This window comes from Staphylococcus sp. HMSC055C03, assembly GCF_001809385.1.
GTDB classification, from domain to species: Bacteria; Bacillota; Bacilli; order Staphylococcales; family Staphylococcaceae; genus Staphylococcus; species Staphylococcus simulans.
The window spans coordinates 86663-109707 of the sequence record NZ_KV797493.1; the positions used below are offsets into that span (position 1 = coordinate 86663).

Annotated in this window: 22 protein-coding genes; 10 read left to right on the plus strand and 12 right to left on the minus strand. The window is 36.5% G+C overall.

What is annotated here, in order from left to right; translation table 11 throughout:
• Positions 1 to 8: 8 nt before the first annotated feature.
• Together HMPREF2603_RS07215 and HMPREF2603_RS07220 are read left to right on the plus strand one after the other, a co-directional pair.
• Positions 9 to 731 carry a hypothetical protein gene (locus HMPREF2603_RS07215; RefSeq protein WP_023015581.1) on the plus strand — a complete coding sequence of 241 codons (723 nt, stop codon included), beginning with the start codon at positions 9 to 11 and terminating at the stop codon, positions 729 to 731.
• Positions 732 to 813: 82 nt separating this feature from the next.
• Positions 814 to 1005, plus strand: coding sequence for a hypothetical protein (locus HMPREF2603_RS07220; protein WP_060804436.1), 192 nt, complete (start codon positions 814 to 816; stop codon positions 1003 to 1005).
• Positions 1006 to 1075: 70 nt separating this feature from the next.
• Here the strand turns inward: HMPREF2603_RS07220 and HMPREF2603_RS07225 are convergent, their stop codons facing one another.
• The 7 genes from HMPREF2603_RS07225 to HMPREF2603_RS07255 form a co-directional block, all read right to left on the minus strand.
• Entirely contained in the window at positions 1076 to 1411 is a 336-nt protein-coding gene (locus HMPREF2603_RS07225; protein ID WP_242543498.1) for an ArsR/SmtB family transcription factor, read from the minus strand.
• A gap of 40 nt (positions 1412 to 1451) precedes the next feature.
• On the minus strand, positions 1452 to 2069 hold the full coding sequence (locus HMPREF2603_RS07230) for a CadD family cadmium resistance transporter (RefSeq protein ID WP_002479976.1): 618 nt from the start codon (positions 2067 to 2069) through the stop codon (positions 1452 to 1454).
• Between the two features lie 110 nt (positions 2070 to 2179).
• On the minus strand, positions 2180 to 3043 hold the full coding sequence (locus tag HMPREF2603_RS07235; protein WP_060804438.1) for an alpha/beta fold hydrolase: 864 nt from the start codon (positions 3041 to 3043) through the stop codon (positions 2180 to 2182).
• 32 nt (positions 3044 to 3075) lie between these two features.
• Positions 3076 to 3936, minus strand: a complete 861-nt coding sequence (locus HMPREF2603_RS07240) for a MurR/RpiR family transcriptional regulator (RefSeq protein WP_060804440.1) — start codon at positions 3934 to 3936, stop codon at positions 3076 to 3078.
• A 5-nt stretch (positions 3937 to 3941) separates the two neighbouring features.
• On the minus strand, positions 3942 to 5396 hold the full coding sequence (locus HMPREF2603_RS07245) for a PTS transporter subunit EIIC (protein ID WP_060804442.1): 1455 nt from the start codon (positions 5394 to 5396) through the stop codon (positions 3942 to 3944).
• Between the two features lie 14 nt (positions 5397 to 5410).
• Entirely contained in the window at positions 5411 to 6295 is an 885-nt protein-coding gene (murQ, locus tag HMPREF2603_RS07250) for an N-acetylmuramic acid 6-phosphate etherase (RefSeq protein WP_060804444.1), read from the minus strand.
• Complete coding sequence (locus HMPREF2603_RS07255) at positions 6285 to 7379, minus strand: MupG family TIM beta-alpha barrel fold protein (RefSeq protein WP_231724112.1); 1095 nt, start codon at positions 7377 to 7379, stop codon at positions 6285 to 6287. The genes murQ and HMPREF2603_RS07255 overlap by 11 nt, the downstream gene beginning before the upstream one ends.
• A gap of 231 nt (positions 7380 to 7610) precedes the next feature.
• On the opposite strand from HMPREF2603_RS07255, the gene HMPREF2603_RS07260 reads away from it, so the two are divergent.
• Together HMPREF2603_RS07260 and HMPREF2603_RS07265 are read left to right on the plus strand one after the other, a co-directional pair.
• Complete coding sequence (locus tag HMPREF2603_RS07260) at positions 7611 to 7916, plus strand: ArsR/SmtB family transcription factor (RefSeq protein ID WP_060804448.1); 306 nt, start codon at positions 7611 to 7613, stop codon at positions 7914 to 7916.
• Positions 7917 to 8008: 92 nt separating this feature from the next.
• Entirely contained in the window at positions 8009 to 8962 is a 954-nt protein-coding gene (locus HMPREF2603_RS07265; RefSeq protein WP_002479983.1) for an alpha/beta hydrolase, read from the plus strand.
• 129 nt (positions 8963 to 9091) lie between these two features.
• On the opposite strand, the gene adhE is transcribed toward HMPREF2603_RS07265, so the two are convergent.
• A complete protein-coding gene (gene adhE / locus HMPREF2603_RS07270) occupies positions 9092 to 11713 on the minus strand; it encodes a bifunctional acetaldehyde-CoA/alcohol dehydrogenase (protein ID WP_083297514.1) in 2622 nt (873 codons plus the stop codon).
• 403 nt (positions 11714 to 12116) lie between these two features.
• Here adhE and HMPREF2603_RS07275 point away from each other — a divergent pair, with 403 nt between their 5' ends.
• Positions 12117 to 13034 (plus strand): NAD-dependent epimerase/dehydratase family protein, encoded by a 918-nt coding sequence (locus HMPREF2603_RS07275; RefSeq protein ID WP_002479985.1) that lies wholly within the window; start codon positions 12117 to 12119, stop codon positions 13032 to 13034.
• Positions 13035 to 13084: 50 nt separating this feature from the next.
• Positions 13085 to 13765 carry a type 1 glutamine amidotransferase domain-containing protein gene (locus HMPREF2603_RS07280; RefSeq protein ID WP_060804450.1) on the plus strand — a complete coding sequence of 227 codons (681 nt, stop codon included), beginning with the start codon at positions 13085 to 13087 and terminating at the stop codon, positions 13763 to 13765.
• A 76-nt stretch (positions 13766 to 13841) separates the two neighbouring features.
• Here the strand turns inward: HMPREF2603_RS07280 and HMPREF2603_RS07285 are convergent, their stop codons facing one another.
• Positions 13842 to 14195 (minus strand): DoxX family protein, encoded by a 354-nt coding sequence (locus HMPREF2603_RS07285; RefSeq protein ID WP_002479987.1) that lies wholly within the window; start codon positions 14193 to 14195, stop codon positions 13842 to 13844.
• Between the two features lie 178 nt (positions 14196 to 14373).
• Between HMPREF2603_RS07285 and fmdA the strand changes: the two genes are divergently transcribed.
• Positions 14374 to 15567, plus strand: a complete 1194-nt coding sequence (gene fmdA, locus HMPREF2603_RS07290) for a formamidase (protein ID WP_070502029.1) — start codon at positions 14374 to 14376, stop codon at positions 15565 to 15567.
• The gene (locus HMPREF2603_RS07295) at positions 15567 to 15827 is read left to right on the plus strand and encodes a zinc ribbon domain-containing protein (protein ID WP_060804454.1); all 261 of its coding nucleotides are present in this window, start codon (positions 15567 to 15569) and stop codon (positions 15825 to 15827) included. Before fmdA ends, HMPREF2603_RS07295 begins: the two co-directional genes overlap by 1 nt.
• 428 nt (positions 15828 to 16255) lie before the next feature.
• Here the strand turns inward: HMPREF2603_RS07295 and HMPREF2603_RS07300 are convergent, their stop codons facing one another.
• Positions 16256 to 16957, minus strand: a complete 702-nt coding sequence (locus HMPREF2603_RS07300; RefSeq protein WP_023015593.1) for an MOSC domain-containing protein — start codon at positions 16955 to 16957, stop codon at positions 16256 to 16258.
• A gap of 229 nt (positions 16958 to 17186) precedes the next feature.
• Between HMPREF2603_RS07300 and HMPREF2603_RS07305 the strand changes: the two genes are divergently transcribed.
• Together HMPREF2603_RS07305 and HMPREF2603_RS07310 are read left to right on the plus strand one after the other, a co-directional pair.
• Positions 17187 to 18077, plus strand: coding sequence for a fructose bisphosphate aldolase (locus HMPREF2603_RS07305; RefSeq protein ID WP_002479991.1), 891 nt, complete (start codon positions 17187 to 17189; stop codon positions 18075 to 18077).
• A gap of 199 nt (positions 18078 to 18276) precedes the next feature.
• A complete protein-coding gene (locus HMPREF2603_RS07310) occupies positions 18277 to 19425 on the plus strand; it encodes a low temperature requirement protein A (protein ID WP_060804456.1) in 1149 nt (382 codons plus the stop codon).
• Positions 19426 to 19481: 56 nt separating this feature from the next.
• Here HMPREF2603_RS07310 and HMPREF2603_RS07315 read toward each other — a convergent pair whose 3' ends face one another.
• The gene (locus HMPREF2603_RS07315) at positions 19482 to 20000 is read right to left on the minus strand and encodes an AAA family ATPase (protein ID WP_060804457.1); all 519 of its coding nucleotides are present in this window, start codon (positions 19998 to 20000) and stop codon (positions 19482 to 19484) included.
• Positions 20001 to 20167: 167 nt separating this feature from the next.
• The gene (locus HMPREF2603_RS07320) at positions 20168 to 23041 is read right to left on the minus strand and encodes a DEAD/DEAH box helicase (RefSeq protein WP_060804459.1); all 2874 of its coding nucleotides are present in this window, start codon (positions 23039 to 23041) and stop codon (positions 20168 to 20170) included.
• Positions 23042 to 23045: the final 4 nt, after the last annotated feature.

Below are 23045 nucleotides of genomic sequence, written 5' to 3' on the forward strand. Positions count from 1 at the left end.
TGTACAAAATGAGGTTAGAGTTAAGAAAAACAGCGTTTAACAAAATAACACTGATTCTTGGTTCGCTTTTTTTATTACTATTCGTTTTAGGTTATGGCTTTACCACCTTTATGAATGATGGTCAAAGCTTGTCATATGGTGAATATTTCTTCAACACATATACGATTGCGGTAGAAACTGGATTCATACTCTTTTCATTCATCATCGCTTATTACTTCAATAAAGAGTATGCAGATCAAAACATCTTATTTTATAAGTTATTAGGAAATACAGACTTCACCTTCTTTTACAAAAAGATGTTTGTCATTTTCTTAGAATGCTTTGTATTTGTATGTATTGGCATCACTGCCATTTCTTTGATGTTTGGTAATTTCTCGCATTATTTCTTTTTAATCATCATGTTTTCTTTATTAATCTTGCAGTATATCTTAATCATTGGAACAATCAGTATTTTAATTTCCAAAATTTTAATCAGTGTTATTGTCAGCCTAATCTATTGGGTTATTTCTATTGTCTTAGTAATGCTTAATCCAACCATCTTCGGCATCCTTGCGCCTTTTGAAGCAAGCAATGTCATGTACCCTAACGTCGATGCTACATTAAATGGAGATACCTTAGCACTGACTTCTTACGATATTACATTACTGATTGTTTATTTCTTTTTACTCTTTGCGATCAACTTCGTCGTACTTTTCTTTGCGCGAAAACGTTGGTTGCAATTAGGGCTATAACTTGAAAACATAAACAAGAGGCAGAGTTAAATCCGCCTCTTTTTTCTACATACTCCCTAATAGAAAGGTGTGTACATTAAATATGAATGACTCAATGTTCTGGAAACCTTTCATGATACCTGTGTATTTAATGGTTGCCTTTTTAGGTTTACTATTATTTAAATTTTATATCCAAGCAAACATGGCTTCTATTATTTTAATTGTCGGTCCATTAATTTATGTGGCAATTGCTTCTATCATTTATAACACTAATCGTAAAAGACAAAACAAATAGCGTTGTATATTTTTAAATAACTGTTGTGCTATCATTCTGCAAAATTGATTCACAACAGTTATTTATATATTTAACTATTTTCGTTTTCTACTTCTGTCAGCATAAAGCGCAGCAATTTATCAACTTGAGGATCTTTGATGAAATAATACGCCATTTTCCCTTCTTTTCGGAAATCTATAACTTCTTTTTTATAGAGTATGCGTAAATGATGAGAAGTAGAGGCAATACTCATTTGAAGCAATTTCGCAATGTCGCAAACACACAGTTTCTCTTCTTCAAGCAACGCAAATAAAATCGTTAATTTCTTTTTATCACCTATTGCGTTTAAAGTATTCATTGCCTTAATAGTGTGTGTTTCACTTAAAAAGTCAGAAGCATTTTTCACTTTATCTTCATGCACATACATGATGTCACATTGTTCATTAGACACCTATCTCCCATCCTTTCTATGAAACAAAGCTTAACAATGTTTGTATAGTTTTGTTTTCAATCAAAATGTATAAACCTAAGCCAATATAGATAATTGCCATAATCCATCGATTATATTTCTCCACAGTTTCACCAATACCCGGAACTTTTGCTAATTTTTGTGCAGAGAATACCAATAAGAAAATCATGATTACAAATACAATTAATGTCACAATAACTTGCGCTAAAGTCAAACTGACAAAGTACGGTACAAATAAACCGATATTATCTGCTCCACAGCTTGCTAGGGTAACAAGCGCAACAATGCCGACTAATTTGGACAATCCTTTTTTATCCAGTTCTCTCTTTGCACGTGCTTCCCCTTCACAGTCATCAAATAATGCAACTTTGATTCCTAAATATAGAGGGATGATACCTAATAAACCTAACATCCATTTCTCAGGTACATAGTGTAAGACAAACGCAAAAAACAAACTGATGACAATTAAGGCACCTGAACCTAAAAACTGTCCAATATAAATATCACGATACTCACGTTTGGTTTGTGCACGTGCGAAATAAATTAACAAAATCACTAATAAATCTAAAGCAGTCGCTGTATAAAGTATGACTGCAGTCAAAGCGGTCTGTATCACTTTGTCACCTCATTCAAAAATAAATTTGAATGTATTATAACACTCTAAAAGTTAAAATCACAGGTCATAATAAAAAGACCTTCATATAACGAAGGTCTTGAACTCTATCATTATGAACGCAGTATCTTTTTAACAGCTTTCGCAAATTGTTTAGGTTGTTGTGCATAACCGTAATGTCCACCTGTAACTTGAAACAGATTTGCATTTAAGCTATGCGCAAAATATTTAGCCGCTTCATACCCTAGCGATTCTTTCGATTGTTCACCTTGCAAGAACTTGATTGAAACATTTTTGGCCTTCAAAGCTTCTATATCAATTTGATAATTCAAATATTGCCGGAGTTCATATTGAAGCCAAATGTTTGTTGATTCACTACTGCGTATTTGTGAAGTACTCGGTGAACAAACCGCGCAAGGAGCAATCGTATTCTCTACTAACACCTGCATATCTGAGTGCGAAGGATTAATCAAACGTTCATACTGACGCATTGCAGCCGGCACTCCTTCAATCATTGCAGTACGTGCGATTTGTTCAGTTTGCGGCACATAATCTTCTCTGTTTGGAAGTACAGAAGTATTTAAAGGCTCATGAACAAGTAATGTCTTAACCAATTCTGGATACATACACGCAAATTCTAATGCAGGAACAGCACCTGTGTCTGTCGCAAAAAGATAAACAGGATGATTACTAAGCGTTTGTATTAATGTTTTAATATCTTCAACATCCATGGTTAAACAATACGTATCTTTGGTGTTTGCGATAGAACTTGGTAAAGCCGTTAACAATTCACTTGCTCCATAACCTCGTCTATCAGGTAAGACAACAGTAAAATAATCTTCTAGCTTATGTGCTAAATCCAAATAACTATCATTGATTCCGCTAGCGCCAGGAATACATAACAAAATCGGTCCATGTCCCATCATGTCATAACGAATGATTGCATTATTTGTTTCTAAAGCATACATTTCTCTCATTCCTTTAACTCCATCATTACTATCATCATACCTTAATCTCCATCAACATATAAATCAACTGCATCTCTTGTCTGACTTAAATGTGCGATATGATTTGTATAGTCTTTCGCAAGATATGTGTAAAACAAAGTATCAACAGTGATGAGCTGTGCGATTAACGAACTTGTTGCGGCTAATCGCAAACTACGATCTGAACTTGCGTCATGGAACAAACACTCATCCGCTTCATTGGCGAGTTCTGAATCTTTTCGACTGGTCATACCGATAACCGGAACATGATAATGGCGCGCGACTTGCGCTAACTTTAATGTTTCTCGGTTTTGGCCTGAATTTGAGATACCTATCATTAAAGTACCTTCATTGTTACTTCCAGCTAGCGTTGTAGCGATAATGTGTGCATCCGAACTATGAACAACATTCATACCAGCTCTTGTAAATTTTTGAAAGATATCTTCTGCCACAATATGACTTGCGCCTACTCCAAACACAACTAACTTCTTACATTGTCTTAATTTTTCAGCAATCGTTTCTAACGTTTGATCATCTAATAAAGTTTCTGTTGTTTTCAGAGTATACGCTGCTCGATTGAACAGTTTACTTTTAATTTCATTAGCAGGTTCATCTTGCTCCATTTCTTGATACACACTAGCCTGATGATTAGGTAAATAACTCGAAATGGCTAACTTCAAATCCACTAGCCCTTTGAATCCTAATTTATGCACACAGCGGATAACAGTAGCTGAACTTGTTTGCGTTTCTTTACCTAAGGCTTGCGCACTCATTTCTAAAATCGCTTCCGGGGCTTCAATCAAATATCGTGCTACTTGTTGTTCGTTTTTAGTCAGTTGTTCCATCTGTTCTTCAATATAAATTAATAGTTGTTCATTTCCCATATGTTTTACACCTCTTCTTCAACATCTTGAGGTGCAGTCATTTCTTTTGTTGTTCCGAAGAAGTATGTTGCGATAAATCCTCCCGCATATGCAGCTAATATTCCTGCAATGTAGCCTAAATACATATTGTCATAAATTAAAGGAATCAATGATAAACCACTCGGACCAATCGCAACAGCACCAATGTGTCCGATACCACCGATAACAGCACCGCCGATACCTCCACCAATACATGCTGTAATGAATGGACGGCCTAATGGTAAAGTCACACCATAAATTAAAGGTTCTCCAATACCTAATATTCCTGCAGGTAATGCACCTTTTAATAAGCGAATAATCTTTTTGTTCTTACGGCATCTTACCCAAAGTGCTAATGCCGCACCAACTTGACCTGCACCAGCCATCGCAAGAATCGGTAATAAGAAAGTTGCATGATCTTGGTTGATCATTTCTATATGAATCGGTGTTAAAACTTGATGTAAACCAAACATAACTAATGGCAAGAATGTCGCACCAAGGATAAATCCGCTAAATGCACCGCCAATATCTAGCACCCAGTTAATAATACCTAATAGACCTTCTGAGATTACACCCGCTATCGGCATAATTAAGAATATCGTCGCAAGTCCCATAATTAATAAGGTAATCGTAGGTGTCACAATAATATCCACCGCATTCGGAATAATTTTATGCAGACGTTTTTCAACAATTGATAGTAACCAAACCGCAAAGATGACACCAATAACCCCACCTTGTCCAGGCGCTAATGCTTCACCGTTAAAGATATTATGCAATGGTTGTTCAGGTGTCATGCCTGTCAACATGGTAGTACCACCAATCACACCGCCGAGTCCTGGAGTTGCGCCAAATTCTCTAGCCGCATTAATCCCTACATAGATGACTAAGTATGCTAGCAAACCACTTTTGATAATATCAAAGACTAAAGTCAACTGCTTCCACATCGCACCTTCAATATAACCAGCAGACAATAGGTTCGTCAGCACTGCCGCTATACCACCGATTAATCCTGCACCAACAAATGCCGGAATTAAAGGTACAAAAATATTTGCGATTACTCTCAGTACTTTTTTCCATTTAGACTTTTTCTGTTTTTCCTTCATCTGACTTTTAAAGAGTTGTGCTTCTGATTCTACATGTTCTTTATCTGTTTGTTGCGAAGGTTCATGATGAACGATTTTTTCACCTAATGGTGTGCCAATCATTTCGCTCATTTCATTTGCGACCTTATTGACAGTACCTGGACCTACAATAACTTGTAGTGTTTCGTCTTCTACTACTCCCATGACACCGTCTATTGCTTTGAGTCCTTCTAGATTCACTTTAGAGTAATCAATAATATCCATACGTACACGTGTCATACAATGAATCACACATTCTAAATTTGCTTTGCCGCCAACATTATTTAATATTTCCTGGGCAATCTTTTTTTCTTTTGACATTGTTGTTCAGCTCCTCATGTTTTTCTGATAAAACCATTCGCTTTTTCTAAACGTTCAACAGCTTCTTCATACGTAATATCATGTAATCCCATAACAATTGCCGCTTTCACATGACCGCTACTGTCATGAAATAACTTTTTACTCTCAGATTCTGAAGTATTAGCCACTTCTGAAATGATATTTAACGCACGTCTTCTCAATTTTTCATTTGTCGGTTGAACATCTACCATTAAGTTTTCATAAACTTTACCAATACCGACCATTGCGCCAGTTGATATCATATTCAACACTAACTTTTGTGCTGTTCCAGACTTCAAGCGTGTAGAACCTGTCAGAATTTCAGGACCCACCTCTATTTCAATCGCAATATCCACAACTGCACCAATCGCTGTATTTTTATTACAAGCAATCGCTGCTGTGTTCGCACCTATCGTATTCGCGTACTCTAGACCGCCAATGACATAAGGCGTTCTGCCACTCGCTGCTAATCCGATCACTGTATCAGTTTCATTAAGTTTAAGGTGCTTTAAATCTTGTTTGCCAAGTGTTTTACTATCTTCAGCACCTTCTACAGCTTCAGTCATTGCTTTAGCACCACCCGCGATTAAACCAATCACATCATTTCGAGTCACACCGAAAGTCGGTACACACTCAGCAGCATCTAACACACCTAGCCTACCGCTCGTACCTGCACCCATATAAATCAATCTGCCGCCTTGCTTAAATCCTTCAATAACAATATCAATCACACGTGCAATAGACGTATTTTCTTTCGCAATCGCTTGTGCTACGGTTTGATCTTCTTGGTTCATCAAAGCAACAAAATCTTCAGTGCTTAATTCATCTAGATGCATCGTTTTCTCATTACGTTGCTCAGTTGTCATTTTATTAATGTCCATGACTTTCCTCCTCAACTGAAACGAATTCAAATGCGGTATTCGACCCAATCATATTTATACAATTTAAATCACGGGCGTCGACATAACCTAATACATTGACCGCTTTATCCTTAGGTAAATCACACCTTACAATTTGAAGTTCATTCATATAACGACCATATAATGCATTGTCTATCGTCACAGCACCTTTACGACGTTCTACTACATTATGCGGCGATACTTCTTCAGTAAATGTTTTTCGTGCTTCAATGGCTCTCACAACATCACGTGCGACATCTGGTCGATTATGATAAGTCCCTAAATATTTACTGTCTGAGCTTAAATTTGTTCGTAAAACAACACGGTTTAATCTGAAATACGTATCGAATTGATGAATCATAAAATCGTCAATTTGACTGTCTCCCACACAAGCAATATCACACAAATCCTCTTCCAGCTCGACTGCTGCGGCTAATGGATGATACTGACGATGGTCTTCTAGTGTTGGTAAACCGCGATAGATAGGTCCTCTTAATTGAGTACCAGGGACAAACGCCATGATTTGAATTTCAGGAAATGCTCCTTTTAATCGCTCGTTTATATGTTGAAAGAAAGTACATTCCAAGCCTGTATCAGGTCTAGGATAATAATTATGTGCAACTAAGATATTCTCTTGAGAAATTGCGCGATCACTCAGCTCACGTAGAATTTGAAATGCATCTGTGCTCGCATTCAACATCACTGAATATTTTGCTTCTACATACTCTGCCAAACTATTTATATCGACCGCTTCATCCAAACGAACAATATCAATGCCCACATCACGAATCGATTCTGGTGCACTCAAAGACAAACCTAGTTGACGCAGTGTTTGTCCATTCACATCAGCAATAATTTGGGCACGATTCCCATTTATTACGGCTAACTGTTTTAACCGCGTCAAATACGTATCTTGGTCATCTTCTGGAATTTGAAGTGATGTAAATATATATCGAAATCCATGATTCAACATTTTGTCGATATATGTTTCGTCAAACACTTCTCCTAAATAGACAGAAAACCCTAAGTCCAATCCAACCACCTCTTTTAAAAGTTTTATTTTCATTTAAATCAACTGCTTTTTAGTATGTAAGACTGAGAATCAAATTAAGCAATCAATTATGTGTAATCGCTTACATTATCACATAGTTGTAATACTATTACAATATCAATCTTGAATATATGTATTTTTGTAACGAAAGTTCAAAAATAATTTTATTTTCAAACCTCCACTACACCTTATAGACGTGCTACAATAGGCAGTAATATCACATTAATGCTAGAAAAGAGGCCGACTATGATTAAAGAAACACTTCAACTTTTTAATGAAGGCACACCGATTTTAAACATCTTACAAGATGGACGACGCCAAGAACTATTAGTACTGTTATGTAAAAAAGGACCTTTAACTGTAAATCAATTAACTGAACTAGTAACCATCTCACGCCCTGCAGTTTCACATCATTTAAAGTTGATGTTAGATGCAGGAATACTTTCTGTTGAACAAAAAGGACTTAAACGTTACTATCGCTCTGACCTAGGTCCGACACTGGATTGGTTAAAGGCTTTAACTGCTTCTCTTGAAGATGATTTACAAAAATAACATTTTTTGAGCATATCTATGTTTAAGTTCGTAAACATAGTGGTATACTTTTACCAGAGAAAGAGACATTCTATATATGAAGGAGCTTGATTATGACTCAAAAAATTATTTTAGAACAAGCAGCACTTGACTTTGCGAAAGCCAATGACCCACATCCACGTATATATGAGTTACCTCCAGAAGAAGGTCGAAAATTATTAGAAGATGTACAATCATCAGATATTAAAAAATATGATGTAGATATTGAAGATACAACATTTGAAACAAAATCTTATGGCGAAGTTCCTGTTCGATTCATTCGTCCAAAAGGAAACCAAGAAAAATTACCAGTGATTTATTATATTCATGGTGCAGGTTGGGTATTCGGAAGCCCGCATACACATGATAAACTTGTCAGAGAACTTGCGGTACGTACAAATTCAGTCGTTGTATTCCCTGATTATGATTTATCACCTGAAGCGAAATATCCGACAGCAATTGAACAAAACTACGATGTCTTACAACAATTAAAAGATGTCGCAGAGGATAAAAACTTAGACTTAAACCGTTTAACAGTTGCGGGTGATTCAGTCGGCGGTAATATGTCAGCTGTAATGACTTTAATGACAAAACAACGTAATGGCTTACCAATTCATCAACAATTACTTTATTACCCTGTAACAAATGCTTCGTTTGACACAGATTCTTATAATGAATTTGCGGAAGGTTACTATTTAACTAAAGAAGGTATGCAGTGGTTCTGGGATCAATATACAACAGATGAAAATGAACGCGCAGAAATTACTGCTTCACCATTACGTGCATCATTAGAAGAACTAAAAGACTTACCAAAAGCGATGATTATTAACGCTGAAGCAGATGTCTTACGCGATGAAGGCGAAGCTTATGCGCACAAATTAAGAGAAGCTGGTAATGATGTAACACACGCACGTATGCAAGGTACAATCCATGACTTTGTGATGGTTAACGATTTAGACAAAACAAATGCGACACGTGCAGCAATGGATTTATCTACAGATTGGATTAACAAACAAAACGAACAATAAAGTATTCACTTTAAGACCGATGTCAAAAGCATCGGTCTTTTTCTATGTATCAAAAAACACGCCCCTTATATCAAGGACGTGTTTTGAATGGATGATTGAATTTTAGTCATTTGGAAAGGTCATAGCGACTTATTTTTGATAATCATAAGCAGTGATGATAATATCTTTTAGTTCACTGATTAATGGTTCTTTCGGGTTAGCAGTTGTACATTGGTCTTCGTATGCAAGTTCAGCCATACGGTCTACTGTTTTATCTAATACTTCTTGTGTTAAACCTTGTGCTTTAAGATTCATTTCGATACCTACGCTTTGACCTAATTCATAAACAGCATCTGCCAAAGCTTCCACTAAATCTTCTGTTGTTTTACCTTTTAAGCCTAAGAATTTTGCAATATCTGCATAATCTTGATCCGCTCTGAAGTAATCATATTTAGGGAACATCGCATGTTTTTGCGGATCTTTCGCATTATATCTGATGACATGCGGTAATAAAATCGCATTCGTACGACCATGCGGAATGTTGTATTCTCCACCGATTTTATGTGCGATTGAGTGACTGATTCCTAAGAATGCATTAGCAAACGCCATACCTGCAAGTGTTGAAGCATTATGCATACGTTCTCTTGCATCTGGATCTCCATCATTCGCTGAAGCTTTTAAATCATCGAAAACAATTTTAATCGCTTGTAAGCTCAAGCCACGTGTATAATCACTCGCCATTACGGATACATAAGATTCAATTGCGTGTGTTAACACATCCATACCTGTATCAGCAGTGACCCCTCTCGGCACACTTAATACAAATTGTGAATCTACGATAGCTACATCTGGCGTCAAGGCATAATCTGCTAATGGATATTTGACATGCGTATCACTATCTGTGATAACCGCAAATGGTGTAACTTCTGAACCTGTACCTGAAGTGGTTGGAATACAAACCATTTTCGCACGTTGTGCTGGCATAATTTTATAAGCACGTTTACGAATGTCTAAGAATTTTTGTTTCGCACCAAAGAATGATAAATCTGGGTGTTCGAAGAATGCCCACATACCTTTCGCCGCGTCCATAACAGATCCGCCGCCGATTGCGATAATTATATCCGGTTGGAATTCAACCATTAACTCTAAACCTTTATAGACAGTGTTAGTTGATGGGTTGGGTTCAACATCGCTAAAGATACGCACATCAGGTGCATCATTACGTCGTGCTAGTACTTCTTGTACACGTTTCGCATAACCAAGATTTACCATGCCTTCGTCTGTCACGATTACAACGCGTTCAACTTCTTTCATTTGCGTTAAATACATAAGTGATTTTTTCTCAAAGAAAATTTTAGGTGGAAGTTTGAACCATTGCATATTATTTCTCCTTTTAGCGATTGTTTTTATATTAATTAAATCGACAGCTGAAACGTTATGAGAAACTGAGTTATGTCCATAAGAGCCGCAACCTAACGTCAATGATGGAATCATTTCATTATAGATATTACCGATACCACCTTCAGCTGATGGAGAGTTGACTAACACACGACAAGCATTCATGCGAATACCGAATTCTCTTTGTAAAGCTTCATCTTCTGTATGCACGACTGCAGTATGACCTAAGCCGCCTAAATTAAGCATACCTTCACATAATTCTAAGCCATGTTCATGGTTTTCTGCTTTCACCATTGCGAGTACTGGAGATAATTTTTCACGAGATAACGGATAATCTGGTCCTACACCTTCAAGTTCCGCAATTAACATTTTCGTACCTTCAGGCACTTTGATTCCGACTGATGCCGCAATTTCAGTGGCTGGTTTACCTACGATATCTGCATTGACTGCACAACGGTCTTCACGCATCACGATACTTTCTAATTTAGATAATTCTTTTTTCTTCACTACATAACATTGATGTGCTTCAAATTCTTTTTTCACTTCATCATAGATTTCTTTATCTACAATGACACCTTGTTCAGAAGCACAAATCATGCCGTTATCAAAAGTCTTAGATACAATGACATCATTGACTGCACGTTTGATTTTCGCAGACTTTTCGATATATGCCGGTACGTTACCTGGTCCTACACCTAATGCTGGCTTACCTGTTGAATACGCAGATTTCACCATACCTGCACCACCTGTCGCAAGTACTAATGCCACTTTGTCATGGTTCATTAATAATTTAGTTGCTTCTAATGACGGATATTCAATCCATTGAATAATATGTTCTGGTGCTCCTGCTTTGAGTGCTGCTTCATAAATGACTTTCGCCGCAAGTGCAGAAGATTGTTGTGCACTTGGATGGAAAGCGAAGATAATCGGGTTACCTGTTTTAATTGCGATAATTGCTTTAAAAATTGTTGTAGAAGTCGGGTTCGTTGTCGGTGTTACACCACATACTACACCGACAGGTGAAGCTACATACGTCAAACCACGTTGTTCATCTTCATCAATGACACCAATCGTTTTATTGTATTTGATAGATTGCCAGATATATTCTGATGCATATAGATTCTTGATAGCTTTATCTTCATAAATACCACGGCCTGTTTCTTCATAGGCAGCTTTCGCAAGTTCCATATGTTTGTCTACAGCTGCCATTGCCATCGCATGAACAATGTGATCAATTTGTGTTTGATCAAGCTTTGCTAATTCACGTAATGCATGTTGTCCATTTTCTGCAAGTGCATCAATCATTTGTTGCGTGGGATTAATTTCAGGTTGTACTTCTGTTGGTTGTTTCTCATTTTGAGTAGATGTAGTCATTTCTATTTCCTCCTCGACATGAATGCTTCTGAATTACTTTGTGAATTATTTCACAAACAGAATATCCTATTTTTTACTTGGAGTAAATGAAAAACACATATTTTTATTTTATTTCGTTACGATTGTGTGAACATCATAATTAAACAAATTCATATAAGACTTAGAACCGCAATTAGTTAAGCGCTTACATTACCCTTGTTAATTGTTCTGAAAAAAATTAAGTTGTTGTGAGCATATCAATTCCTATTTCACATTGAGCAAGGTAAAATAAATTTTACTTAGATGATCATTTAAGGAGCAGTTGATATTTTAGAAGTCACTGCTTAATTTTTTACCAACTATGTTTACGAACTTGAACATAAGGAAAAAGTAAAATAAACACACAAATTTGGAGTGATAAAGCATGCAAACTGTTCTAGGAAGTAATGGCCAAATCGGCCACGAAATTGCAAGAGAACTTTATAAAAATTACACAAAAGACATTCGTTTAGTCGGCAGAAAACCTAAAAAAATTCATGATAGTGATGAACTCGTTGCCGCAGATTTAATGAACTACGCAGAAGCATACCATGCGATTGAAGGCAGTGATGTTGTTTATTTCGCAGTCGGCTTGCCTGCCAATTCTGAAATGTGGGAACAACGCTTCCCTGTCATGATGAAAAATGTTATTAAAGCTTGCCTTGAAACCAATGCTAAACTGGCTTTCTTCGATAACACATACATGTATGAAAAAAACGCAAATGTACAAACAGAATCTAGCCCATTTGTACCTGTAGGACGCAAATCAGTGGTCCGTGCACAGATGGCTGAAATGGTCCTCAAAGCGATGAATGAACAAAATTTACAAGTGGTAATTGGTCGTGCACCTGAATTCTATGGTCCTGATAAAACACAAAGTATTACCAATACTTTAGTATTCAATCGTATTAAAGCTGGCAAAAAAGCGATTATTCCTGTCAGTGCTTCAGTGTTGCGTACTTTAATTTGGACACCAGATGCAAGTCGTGCGCTAGCGTTACTTGGCAATACACCAGACGCTTATGGCCAAACATGGCATTTACCAGTAGCCGGCAGTCTGACTTATGAGAAGCTCATCAAAAAAACAGAAGCAGTACTCAATCAAAAAATCGGCTACCATGTCTTACCAATGTGGGGCTTTAAAATTGGCAGCTTATTCAATGATCAAGTCAAAGAACTGATGGAATTACTGCCAAGATATAAATACAATAATATTTTCAATTCAGATAAATTTAAACAACGTTTCCCAGAATTCCACATCACTTCTTACGATGAAGGAATTAAAACAGTATTTAATGCTTAAACAGGGTATTTAAGAAGAAGTGGGTTTTTCCATAGAAAGAAGGTTAAAGTATGAAAAAAATTATGATAGTCAACACAAGTACAGATCATTTCGGTGAATTTTCAAAACCAACAGGACTTTGGTTAGGAGAACTTGTTCACTTTTATGATTATTTTAACGACGGCAATTACGAAATCGACATTTTCAGTGTTGAAGGCGGCGAAACGCCAATAGACCCAGTTAGCTTGAACCCTGTCTTTTTAGATAAAGTGACAAAACGTTATTATGATGATGAAAAATTTATGGCACAATTAAAATACTCTAAATCGATTAAAGAAGCAGATCCATCAAAATACGATGTTATCTACTTCACTGGCGGCCATGGGGTAATGTTTGATTTCCCTAATAATAAATACATTCAAAATGCGATTAATAAAGTTTATGGTCACAACGGTATTGTGGCAGCTGTATGTCATGGTATCGCAGCGTTATTAAACGTTAAAGACAATAATGGCAGATACTTCATTGACCAAAAACAAATGACAGGCTTTTCTAATACAGAAGAATTGCTCGCAAATCGTAAAAAACTTGTTCCATTCATGTTAGAAGATGAAATTAAACGTCGTGGTGCAGATTATCAAAAAGCCATGCTACCTTTCACACCTGAAGTTGAAACAGATGGACGACTTGTAACAGGCCAAAATCCACAGTCACCTAAACAAGTGGCACAAGCAGTCAGTCGACTTCTTTAATTGAATCATTAAAGACTAAAAAAAGCTTCTTCTTGTTTAATTTTCAAAACAAGGAGAAGCTTTATTTTTATATTATTTATAGTTTGCGAATAAATGCCATTAAGACAAATTGTAATGGCAAGCGGCTGTATAAAGCCCACTTAGGTGGTTGATAATCGCCTAACGGTAATTGTTTGCGTGCCATATAAATATTAGCTGGAAATACCGAAATTAAAAAAGCATTGATACCTCGTTTAAATGCTTGGCTTGGGCGTTTCCAGAATAGAACGCCACCAATGATTAGTTCAACAATACCTGTTACAATTACTGCTGTTTTACGTAAGGGTAAATACTTCGGAACGATGCGAGTAAAAGCATCAGAACGCACAAAGTGCATGACTCCAGCTAGGCTGAATAGAGCTCCTAAAACCAAACGTAATCCTTTACGCATTTCGTCACCTTCTTTTTATAGTCATCCTTTCTATTATTTCACAAATTGTAACTTTTTAACAAAAAATCAATATTTTTCACAAAAATTCAGAAAACAAGTTTAAAATGTAACTTTTTGAGGAATAATATTTCTAGTCAGAATCTTCAGTCACAAATTATTTCGGCAAGGGGGTAGGCATATGCCTAAGAAATTATTTAGTGTGGATTTGAATAAGAAAATGGATCAGCAAGCACATCCCGGACACAACCGATGGCACCCGGACATTCCGGCTGCATTTTCAGTTAAACCCGGGGAATCATTTAGGATGGAATGTTTAGACTGGACCGATGGTCAAGTCTCAAACAATGACGACCCAAGCGATATCAAGTATGTCAACTTGAACCGTGTACATGTACTGAGTGGTCCCGTATATGTCAACAGTGTTGAGCCTGGCGACTTACTCGTCGTCGACATCTTAGATATCGGCGCATTCCCAGAACACGAATGGGGCTTTAACGGAATTTTCGACGTGACAAACGGTGGCAGTTTCCTCGTCGACCATTATCCGAATGCCCAAAAATCGATTTGGGATTTCAATGGTATTTATGCGACAAGTCGTCATGTACCTGGTGTAGAATTTGTCGGATTGATTCACCCAGGATTGATTGGGGTTGCGCCTTCCCAAGAAATGTTGGATGAATGGAACCGACGTGAACAAGCATTGGTAGATACAGATCCGAACAGAGAGCCGGTATTAGCAAATTTACCTGATACGGATGCTGTAGTGCTTGGCACTTTAGAAGGAAAAGATTTCGACCGCGTCGCTAAAGAAGGTGCCAGAACCGTTCCTCCTAGAGAAAACGGCGGTAACTGCGATATCAAAAACTTATCGAAAGGTTCCCGCATTTATTTCCCAGTCTTTGTCGACGGTGCAAAGTTATCTGTCGGCGATCTGCATTTCTCACAAGGTGATGGTGAAATTACATTCTGCGGCGGTATCGAAATGCCTGGTTGGATTGATTTACGCGTCAATGTGATTAAAAATGGCATGGAAAAATATCAAATTAAAAAGAACCCAGCCTTCAAACCAGGACCTGTAATGCCGAACTATACAGATTATATTGTATTCGAAGGTATTTCAGTAGATGAGTTCAGCGGAAAACAAGAGTATTTAAATGCGAATACCGCTTATCGCAACGCTTGTTTAAACGCGATTGAATTCTTAAAAACACGAGGCTTTACAGGTGAACAAGCTTATATGTTACTTGGAACAGCGCCCGTCCAAGGTACAGTTGCTGGTATCGTGGATGTTCCAAACGCTTGTTGTACAATTGCAATACCTCGTGAAATCTTCAGAGATGATATCATTCCGAATTTGGAGCCTGATGAGTAATGCCCAATTACACTTATGCATGCGCAAAACACGGTGAATTTACGCTAAATCAATCTATGAATAAAAATCATGATTATGCAGTTTGCCCTGACTGCAATCAAGACGCAAAACGCGTCTTCGTCCCATTCAATACTTCAAAGATTGATTCAAAATTAAAAAGAAGAATTGAATCTGGTCAAGAACCAAAAGTTGTTTCGCACGATAAACTCCCAAACAAACCGAAACAACAAAATACGCATAACCGTCCTTGGATGGTCTAATCAATACTAAAAAAATCGAATACCCATCATACAAATGATAAAATTCGCATACAAACATACAGCCCATTTGCATGCGATCGATAAACCTACAACTGAAAATTAAACCAGGCACATCCATCTACGTTGAGTTATACCCTCCTCAATGAATGATGCTTGATGTCCATACAAACACTTGGCATATGAAATGTTGCACATAATAAAAATAATAAACCGATATTGAAGATGTTAACGTGCAACGACACTGGATTAAATAATCCTATCCAATCATTGCCACAAAAGTAAAAGGTTAATCTGTCATAAATCACTCATGGCTGTTTTCTCCCCTTCGCAGCCATGAGGCTGACAGACAATAAGATAAGATGAATAAGAAAGACACATGTCGCCATTTCGGTGCATGTGTCTTTTATTTTTATTACAATAAGTATTTTTTAAATGTTCGGGCCATAGAGTCTTGGTGTATGATCCACCGCTTCTCCTTCAAGCAATTGACTTAACTCTTCTTTCCAAGACGGCGGTGTATAGTCATTATCCATTAGCTGACGCATCAGTTGCGGATGGTCTGTATGATGATATAATACATCATTCATCTTCGCAATTGTCCATGTTTCACATGGGCGTTCTACTAACTCAAACACATCGCCTTGTTGAATACGACCTTCCTCAAGCACTCTGAAGTACCAACCTGTACGTCCTGTATCTTGAATACGTTGTCCGAAGTCAATCCATTTCACCCGTCTGCCTGGTTTCCAACAAGGTCTGCGTGGTTGTGAGACTTGTACTAACGCTTCACCGACTCGATAAATATCTCCGATACATACAGTCGTTTCATCCATATCTGTCACAGATACATTTTCACCATTTGTCCCGGCTTTGAATTCTGCATCTGGATATTCTTCTGCCCATTTATCATAATGAATGACACTATACGCAAATAATGCTTTTTCTGGTCCGCCGTGATGTTTCTTATCTCCCACATCATCACCTTCCAAACCGCTTTTAGTCAGAAAAACAGGTATCGGCATGGCTTTCTTATACGCAGCAGTCATCCACTGCTGATCCAGTTTATTAACGGCGTGCGGATGCCCTACTGTTTCCACACCGCCTACAAATAACGTTTCTATTCTGCTCACCGTCTTCACCCTTTCAACAAATCCCTTTCACACTATTGTAACGTATTTTAGTTTCAAATGAATACTAACAAGACGTTTAATGTCCTAGTTTCAAGCCAATAATCCATCTAAAATTCCGTTTGTGATTTATTTTACATTTATGAGTTAAACTATTTGCGAAATCACTTCATTTTTACCATACTAGAGATGAAAGAGATATAGCAAAATGCGGAAAGAGGAGTGTCAATAAATGAACCAAGAACAATTTGACAAAATTAAAAATGGTAAAGGATTTATCGCAGCATTAGACCAAAGCGGTGGTAGTACTCCTAAAGCGCTTAAAGCTTACGGAATTGAAGAAAATGAATACTCAAACGATGATGAAATGTTTGACCTTGTACACGAAATGCGTACACGCATCATTACTTCACCTGCTTTCAACGGAGATAAAATCCTAGGAGCTATCCTATTCGAGCAAACAATGGATCGTGAAATTGAAGGACAATACACTGGTGACTTCCTAGCAAGCAAAGGTGTCGTACCATTCTTGAAAGTCGACAAAGGATTAGCTGACCAAAATGAAGGCGTTCAATTAATGAAACCTATTCCAGATTTAGATGAATTATTGAAACGCGCAAACGAACGTCATATCTTCGGTACAAAAATGCGTTCTAACATTTTAGAAAACAACAAAGAAGGTATCGAAAAAGTTGTTAAACAACAATTCGAAGTTGCTAAAGAAATCATTGCGGCTGGTTTAGTACCAATTATCGAACCAGAAGTTAACATTCACGCAGAAGATAAAGAAGCAATCGAAGAAAACTTAGCAGCAGCAATCAAAGCTGAGTTAGACAACTTAAATAAAGATCAAAATGTTATGTTGAAATTAACAATTCCAACAAAAGCAAACACTTATAAAGAACTTATCGAACACCCTCAAGTGGTACGTGTTGTTGCATTATCTGGTGGTTACAGCCGTGAAGAAGCAAACAAAATCTTAAAAGAAAACGATGGCTTAATCGCAAGCTTCTCTCGTGCATTAGTAACTGACTTGAACGTTAACCAATCAGATGAAGAATTTAACAATAAATTACAAGATGCGATTGATACAATCTACGACGCATCAGTAAACAAAGCATAATAATCATTCAATTATTGAGGCGAATCTCTACTAAGAGGTTCGCTTTTTTTATGCCTTAATATTGATTTAATCATCTAAATGATTACATGTTAACACTAAATGTAATCACTTTTATTTTGATTCCATTCATACTCAAATACAAGAGACTTAAAAAAAGAGAATACAAGTCGCCTACTAAATACAACAGGAGATGACACAAATGGCGTCTAATTTAACACCACGTTACTTACAAGATAAACGTGCTAACTTTCATGAACTCTTTTATGACTTGATTTTCGTATATGCTTTGCAGAAAATTGCACATGTATTACTTCAACTTACAGGTAACGGCACTTTAACCTTAAATACCTTTATTATTTATATTTTAATGAGTCTATTTTTATGGCTATTATGGGCACATCAAACAGTCTTCACTAACCGCTTTGGTGAGCTATTACCAAAAGATGTAGGCTTCACTATTGTGAATATTTTTCTTTTGATTTTCTTATCCAACAGTTTCTATCCAGATTTCAATAAAACCTTTGTACCCTTTATGACTTATATGTCATTACTTTATTTAAGTATTTGTCTACAATATTTATTACAAATACGCCATACAAAATCAAAAGGCGATAGAATGACATGTATTGCTTATGTCATTGTCACATCTTTTGTTGCAATCTTTTCAATCATTGGTTCATTTACACCGCCACCTTATCGCTTTGTGCCAGGGAACTTAGGGTTGATGATTGCTGCAATAGGTTTAGTACCATTTCGTAAATATTTAAAAGAATCTCCTGTCAATATGATGCATTTAGTAGAACGTTATGCTCTTTTGACTATCATTGTATTTGGAGAATTATTAGTAGGTATCGCAAGTATCTTCAGTATTACGACATTTGATTATCTTTATATTTTCCAATTCATGATTTTAATTGGATTATTCTTAGCTTATTGGGCAATTACAGAGTTTTATATTAACCATCGTCATCGCACCATCGGGTTTAAATTAAATTATTCACACCTTATCATTAATATTGCATTAGGCGGCGTGAATGCGGCTATTATCTTCAGCAACAGTGGTAAAATCAATCGATTATTTGAAGTACACTTTATGTATGCCAGCATTTTCTTATTCTTCTTCGGATTATGGATGAATATGTCCTATTTCCATGATTACTATCGAAAATTGCGTTTATTCATCATATCCGTATCGTTGATTATTACTGGTTATATCATCAGTATCACCTTCGTCCAATACGACGATGTCTTGATTATTTCGTCCGCTATGGTCAATTCAACCATCGCACTTGTTTATTATAAAAATAAACGTAAACTGACACGTGCAAGTATTGCTATACATCAGTAAGCACTTAAAGTTTATTTTCATTGTCTATGACCACTAGTCCAAAATAATCATTTGGGCTAGTGTTTTATTTTAAATTCACTTTCTCGCATAAAATGCTTCATTTCTTTAAAACCATTTAATTCTATCCATTTTATCCGATTCAAACTATTTGTTTTAGCTTGAATCATAGAAGGAAAATGATTGCTTGGAAAGTCCCAAATATATTTTACAAATTCGAATCGCAGTGACTTCGGATTGCCGCCAGTATCCTCATTCTTTAATAATCTAAAATAACGTTTAACCATATTCAAAATACATTTCCAACGTGGTGCTTTCAACCAAATGACAAGTTCTGCTTGTTCTAATCTCAAAGGTAAAGTGTCTCTATAATTCCCATCTATAATCCAAGATTCATTTTCAGTAATTACTTTTTCGATTTGTTTTATAAACTCTTCTTGATTAATTGTTTCATGATCATTTTTCCAAAACAGTTTATCTAAATGAAAAACTGGAATATTCATTTTCTGGCTTAACTGTTTAGCAAATGTTGATTTTCCTGTGCCAGGGCTGCCAATCACCAGAATCCTTTCCGCCATATTATCCGCCTCATTCCTCTTAATAGTGAATCGTTGTCATGTGTTTAATCAAGATTATATGCATCTATGCGCATACAAGCAAATCTATGGTCAAAAAGACTGATTCATCTCTATTCTGACCTATATATCACAAAAAACCTGACTCTTTTTCGAGTCAGGCAATCAGTTTATTTCTCAACTAAATAGCGGTAAATATCATCTCGAACCGGCGTATCTAAAGCAAGATGCATTGTGACTACATCTTTGCCATCCGGCATCTTCGTTTGTGCTTCAGTACCCGGCATAAAGCGAGCTTTACCTAAATAATAGAAGTCTGTTCCTTCACCATCTTCTTTCTTCACGAAAAGATACATTGGTGTATTGAGTTCTTGGTGTCGCATTACTTTTTGAACTTCATCAGAACTTAACTTTCTTGGTGAACGCGTGAACCATTTCAGCTCATTTTGATTAATGAATTGATCTTCATACGCTGTATTGTCGCTGATATCTTCACTTTTGTGATACGTAATGAAAATTGGCAATGTATGATGTTTTTGTTTATAACCGTTAATAACTGCAGACTCATCTTTATCCCAGTTCATCACTTTCACAAAATCTTTTCTCGAATAACGTTCATACAAGATAAAGTCATTTTGATTTTGATAGACATACTTATGCTTATATTGGGCTACTTCGATCAAATCATGGACGTGATGACGAAAGGCTTCATTTTTCAAGTTCATTTTAAACGGTGCAGTAAGACCGATAAGATTAGTCTCTTTATCCCATTCAACCATCGGTGTGCCATATCTTTTATCTATATTCTTGCTGAAGAAAGTTTCATCTAATACCTTCAAACTGGTACGCACATCCGCTTCTTCAATTTCACTATCTCTATGTTGAAGTTTTTCAACTAAACGTTCAAAACTTTCATCTTGGCTCATCAACAACTCTAGTGCTAAATAATCAGTATTCTTCAAACCTTTCGCTAATTCTTGAGAAATGAACGTCAAATTCTTAGAGGCATTTTCAGAGATTCTTGTCGTAATATCTGTTTTCTCCACTAGAAATTGTTCATAATTCCCATACTTCGAAAGAATCACTTCTGGATCAATCGAATGTTGATGAATGAAATCCATTAAACTTGGTGTGCGACCAATGCGTGCTTTCACTTCATTGAATGCTTGTAAAATCATAGCTTTCTTATTTAAAGTCGCAGATTGAATCGAATCAAAAATTCTCTTTTGAGCAACTTCTTCAAAATTAATTGTTGAAACGCCTTTTAATGGTGCATAGTCTGAAATGAATTTTCGATAACTATCTTTATTATGGGAATGGTCACCTGACAGTGCTATCGGAATCATATAGTTATTTTTATAGTTTCCAATGAAATCAATGACTGTCACAAAATCTTTATTCGCACTCTTACGAAGACCACGTCCTAATTGTTGTACAAAGATAATACTTGATTGTGTGCTCCGTAACATCACCACTTGATTGATTTCAGGAATATCAATCCCTTCGTTAAACAAATCTACGGTGATAATATAATTTAATCTGCCGTCTTTTAACTGTTGAATCACTTCATTACGTTGTTTTTGTGAAGCTGAACCTGTTAAAGCTTGTGTCGGTATGCCTTTGTCATTTAACTTTTGTGCTAAAGCTTGTGCTTCTTTTTTACGACTGACAAAGATTAGCCCTTTTAATTCATCACCAGAATAACCATAATAATCCGTTTTCTCTAAAATATATTTCACACGGTCATCAGACGCTAAGAATTTTAAGTCTTGTGTGTTATCATCCACAACTTGGCCTTCTTGAATATAATCTGAGACACCAAAATAATGGAATGGACATAAAATATCACTTTCTAATGCCTTTTGAAGTCGAATTTCATAAGCAACATTATGATTAAATTGCGCGAAGACACTGAGATCATCACTTCGTTCAGGTGTTGCGGTCATCCCTAACATAAATTTCGGTTGAAAGTAATGGAAGATATTTTGATAACTTTGTGCTGCTGAACGATGTGCTTCATCAAAGACAATATAATCAAAAGCTGCTGGGTCAAACTGTTGATAAATGTCAGGCTTCGACATTGTTTGTACAGTCGCGAATAGATACTTCTCATCCAAATTCTTCTCAGTCCCCGTCAACTTCGCAAAGTCCGCTTCATTTTCATCTGCCAACACTTTACGATAAGCTGCCAATGCATCATTTAAGATGGTTTCACTATGCACAACAAATAAAAAACGTTTAGGTTTAAATGCACGGACATCTAACGCAGACATAATCGTCTTACCTGTCCCTGTCGCAGAAATAATCAACGCTTTATTTTCACCTTGTGCACGCATCTCTGCCAAACCTTTTAACGCTTCTACCTGCATTAAATTCGGTTCAATTTTAACCGCTTCATGTATTTTATTTTCCAACAACGTTTGTTTCTGACTTTCTTCAAACAACCGTTGTGTCATTTGTGGTTGATAAATCTCACGATACGCCTCAATCCAAGCTTCTGTTAAAGGAGTGCTCTCTTCCCATAACCCATTGAATTGGTCTTTCACTTTATGGACTAAATCACCATTTTGATGAGAAGATAATAAAATATTATGTTCATAATTAACTTTCAAAGCATTAGAAGTTAAATTCGAACTCCCCACAACTAACGTAGAATAGGCGTCATGATCAAAAATATAACCTTTCGCATGAAAGCCTGAGACATCTGTTACACGGACTTCAACATTGTCTAACTTCATCAGCTCTTCATACACTTTTGGAGAGTTGAAACCTAAATAATTGGAAGTTAATATTTTGCCTTTAACACCACGTTGTGCCATATCATATAAATGTGACTTCAGACTTTGGAGACCGCTCGGCGTAATAAAGGCGACCGAAATCATAAAGGACTGACATTTCTCTAGTTCATCGATGAGCGTTGCGAGCACATTTTCTTCTTGATTATTCAGCAACAATTTCGGCACATGGTGCCCTTGATGCACAATAGAACGATCAATAAAGCCTTTATGAAGCGACTGGGTTAAGTCTTCAATTAAATGTTCCATAGGC

What these genes read in the sequence shown, in the direction of transcription:
- HMPREF2603_RS07310 (WP_060804456.1), top strand. Translation starts at nt 18,277, where the DNA reads ATGGCGTCTAATTTAACACCACGTTACTTACAAGATAAACGTGCTAAC.
- HMPREF2603_RS07260 (WP_060804448.1), top strand. Translation starts at nt 7,611, where the DNA reads ATGATTAAAGAAACACTTCAACTTTTTAATGAAGGCACACCGATTTTA.
- HMPREF2603_RS07285 (WP_002479987.1), bottom strand. Translation starts at nt 14,195, where the DNA reads ATGCGTAAAGGATTACGTTTGGTTTTAGGAGCTCTATTCAGCCTAGCT.
- HMPREF2603_RS07255 (WP_231724112.1), bottom strand. Translation starts at nt 7,379, where the DNA reads ATGAAAATAAAACTTTTAAAAGAGGTGGTTGGATTGGACTTAGGGTTT.
- HMPREF2603_RS07235 (WP_060804438.1), bottom strand. Translation starts at nt 3,043, where the DNA reads ATGAGAGAAATGTATGCTTTAGAAACAAATAATGCAATCATTCGTTAT.
- HMPREF2603_RS07275 (WP_002479985.1), top strand. Translation starts at nt 12,117, where the DNA reads ATGCAAACTGTTCTAGGAAGTAATGGCCAAATCGGCCACGAAATTGCA.
- HMPREF2603_RS07315 (WP_060804457.1), bottom strand. Translation starts at nt 20,000, where the DNA reads ATGGCGGAAAGGATTCTGGTGATTGGCAGCCCTGGCACAGGAAAATCA.
- fmdA (WP_070502029.1), top strand. Translation starts at nt 14,374, where the DNA reads ATGCCTAAGAAATTATTTAGTGTGGATTTGAATAAGAAAATGGATCAG.
- HMPREF2603_RS07220 (WP_060804436.1), top strand. Translation starts at nt 814, where the DNA reads ATGAATGACTCAATGTTCTGGAAACCTTTCATGATACCTGTGTATTTA.
- adhE (WP_083297514.1), bottom strand. Translation starts at nt 11,713, where the DNA reads ATGACTACATCTACTCAAAATGAGAAACAACCAACAGAAGTACAACCT.
- HMPREF2603_RS07320 (WP_060804459.1), bottom strand. Translation starts at nt 23,041, where the DNA reads ATGGAACATTTAATTGAAGACTTAACCCAGTCGCTTCATAAAGGCTTT.
- HMPREF2603_RS07245 (WP_060804442.1), bottom strand. Translation starts at nt 5,396, where the DNA reads ATGTCAAAAGAAAAAAAGATTGCCCAGGAAATATTAAATAATGTTGGC.
- HMPREF2603_RS07240 (WP_060804440.1), bottom strand. Translation starts at nt 3,936, where the DNA reads ATGGGAAATGAACAACTATTAATTTATATTGAAGAACAGATGGAACAA.
- HMPREF2603_RS07265 (WP_002479983.1), top strand. Translation starts at nt 8,009, where the DNA reads ATGACTCAAAAAATTATTTTAGAACAAGCAGCACTTGACTTTGCGAAA.
- murQ (WP_060804444.1), bottom strand. Translation starts at nt 6,295, where the DNA reads ATGGACATTAATAAAATGACAACTGAGCAACGTAATGAGAAAACGATG.
- HMPREF2603_RS07305 (WP_002479991.1), top strand. Translation starts at nt 17,187, where the DNA reads ATGAACCAAGAACAATTTGACAAAATTAAAAATGGTAAAGGATTTATC.
- HMPREF2603_RS07225 (WP_242543498.1), bottom strand. Translation starts at nt 1,411, where the DNA reads ATGTATGTGCATGAAGATAAAGTGAAAAATGCTTCTGACTTTTTAAGT.
- HMPREF2603_RS07295 (WP_060804454.1), top strand. Translation starts at nt 15,567, where the DNA reads ATGCCCAATTACACTTATGCATGCGCAAAACACGGTGAATTTACGCTA.
- HMPREF2603_RS07280 (WP_060804450.1), top strand. Translation starts at nt 13,085, where the DNA reads ATGAAAAAAATTATGATAGTCAACACAAGTACAGATCATTTCGGTGAA.
- HMPREF2603_RS07215 (WP_023015581.1), top strand. Translation starts at nt 9, where the DNA reads ATGAGGTTAGAGTTAAGAAAAACAGCGTTTAACAAAATAACACTGATT.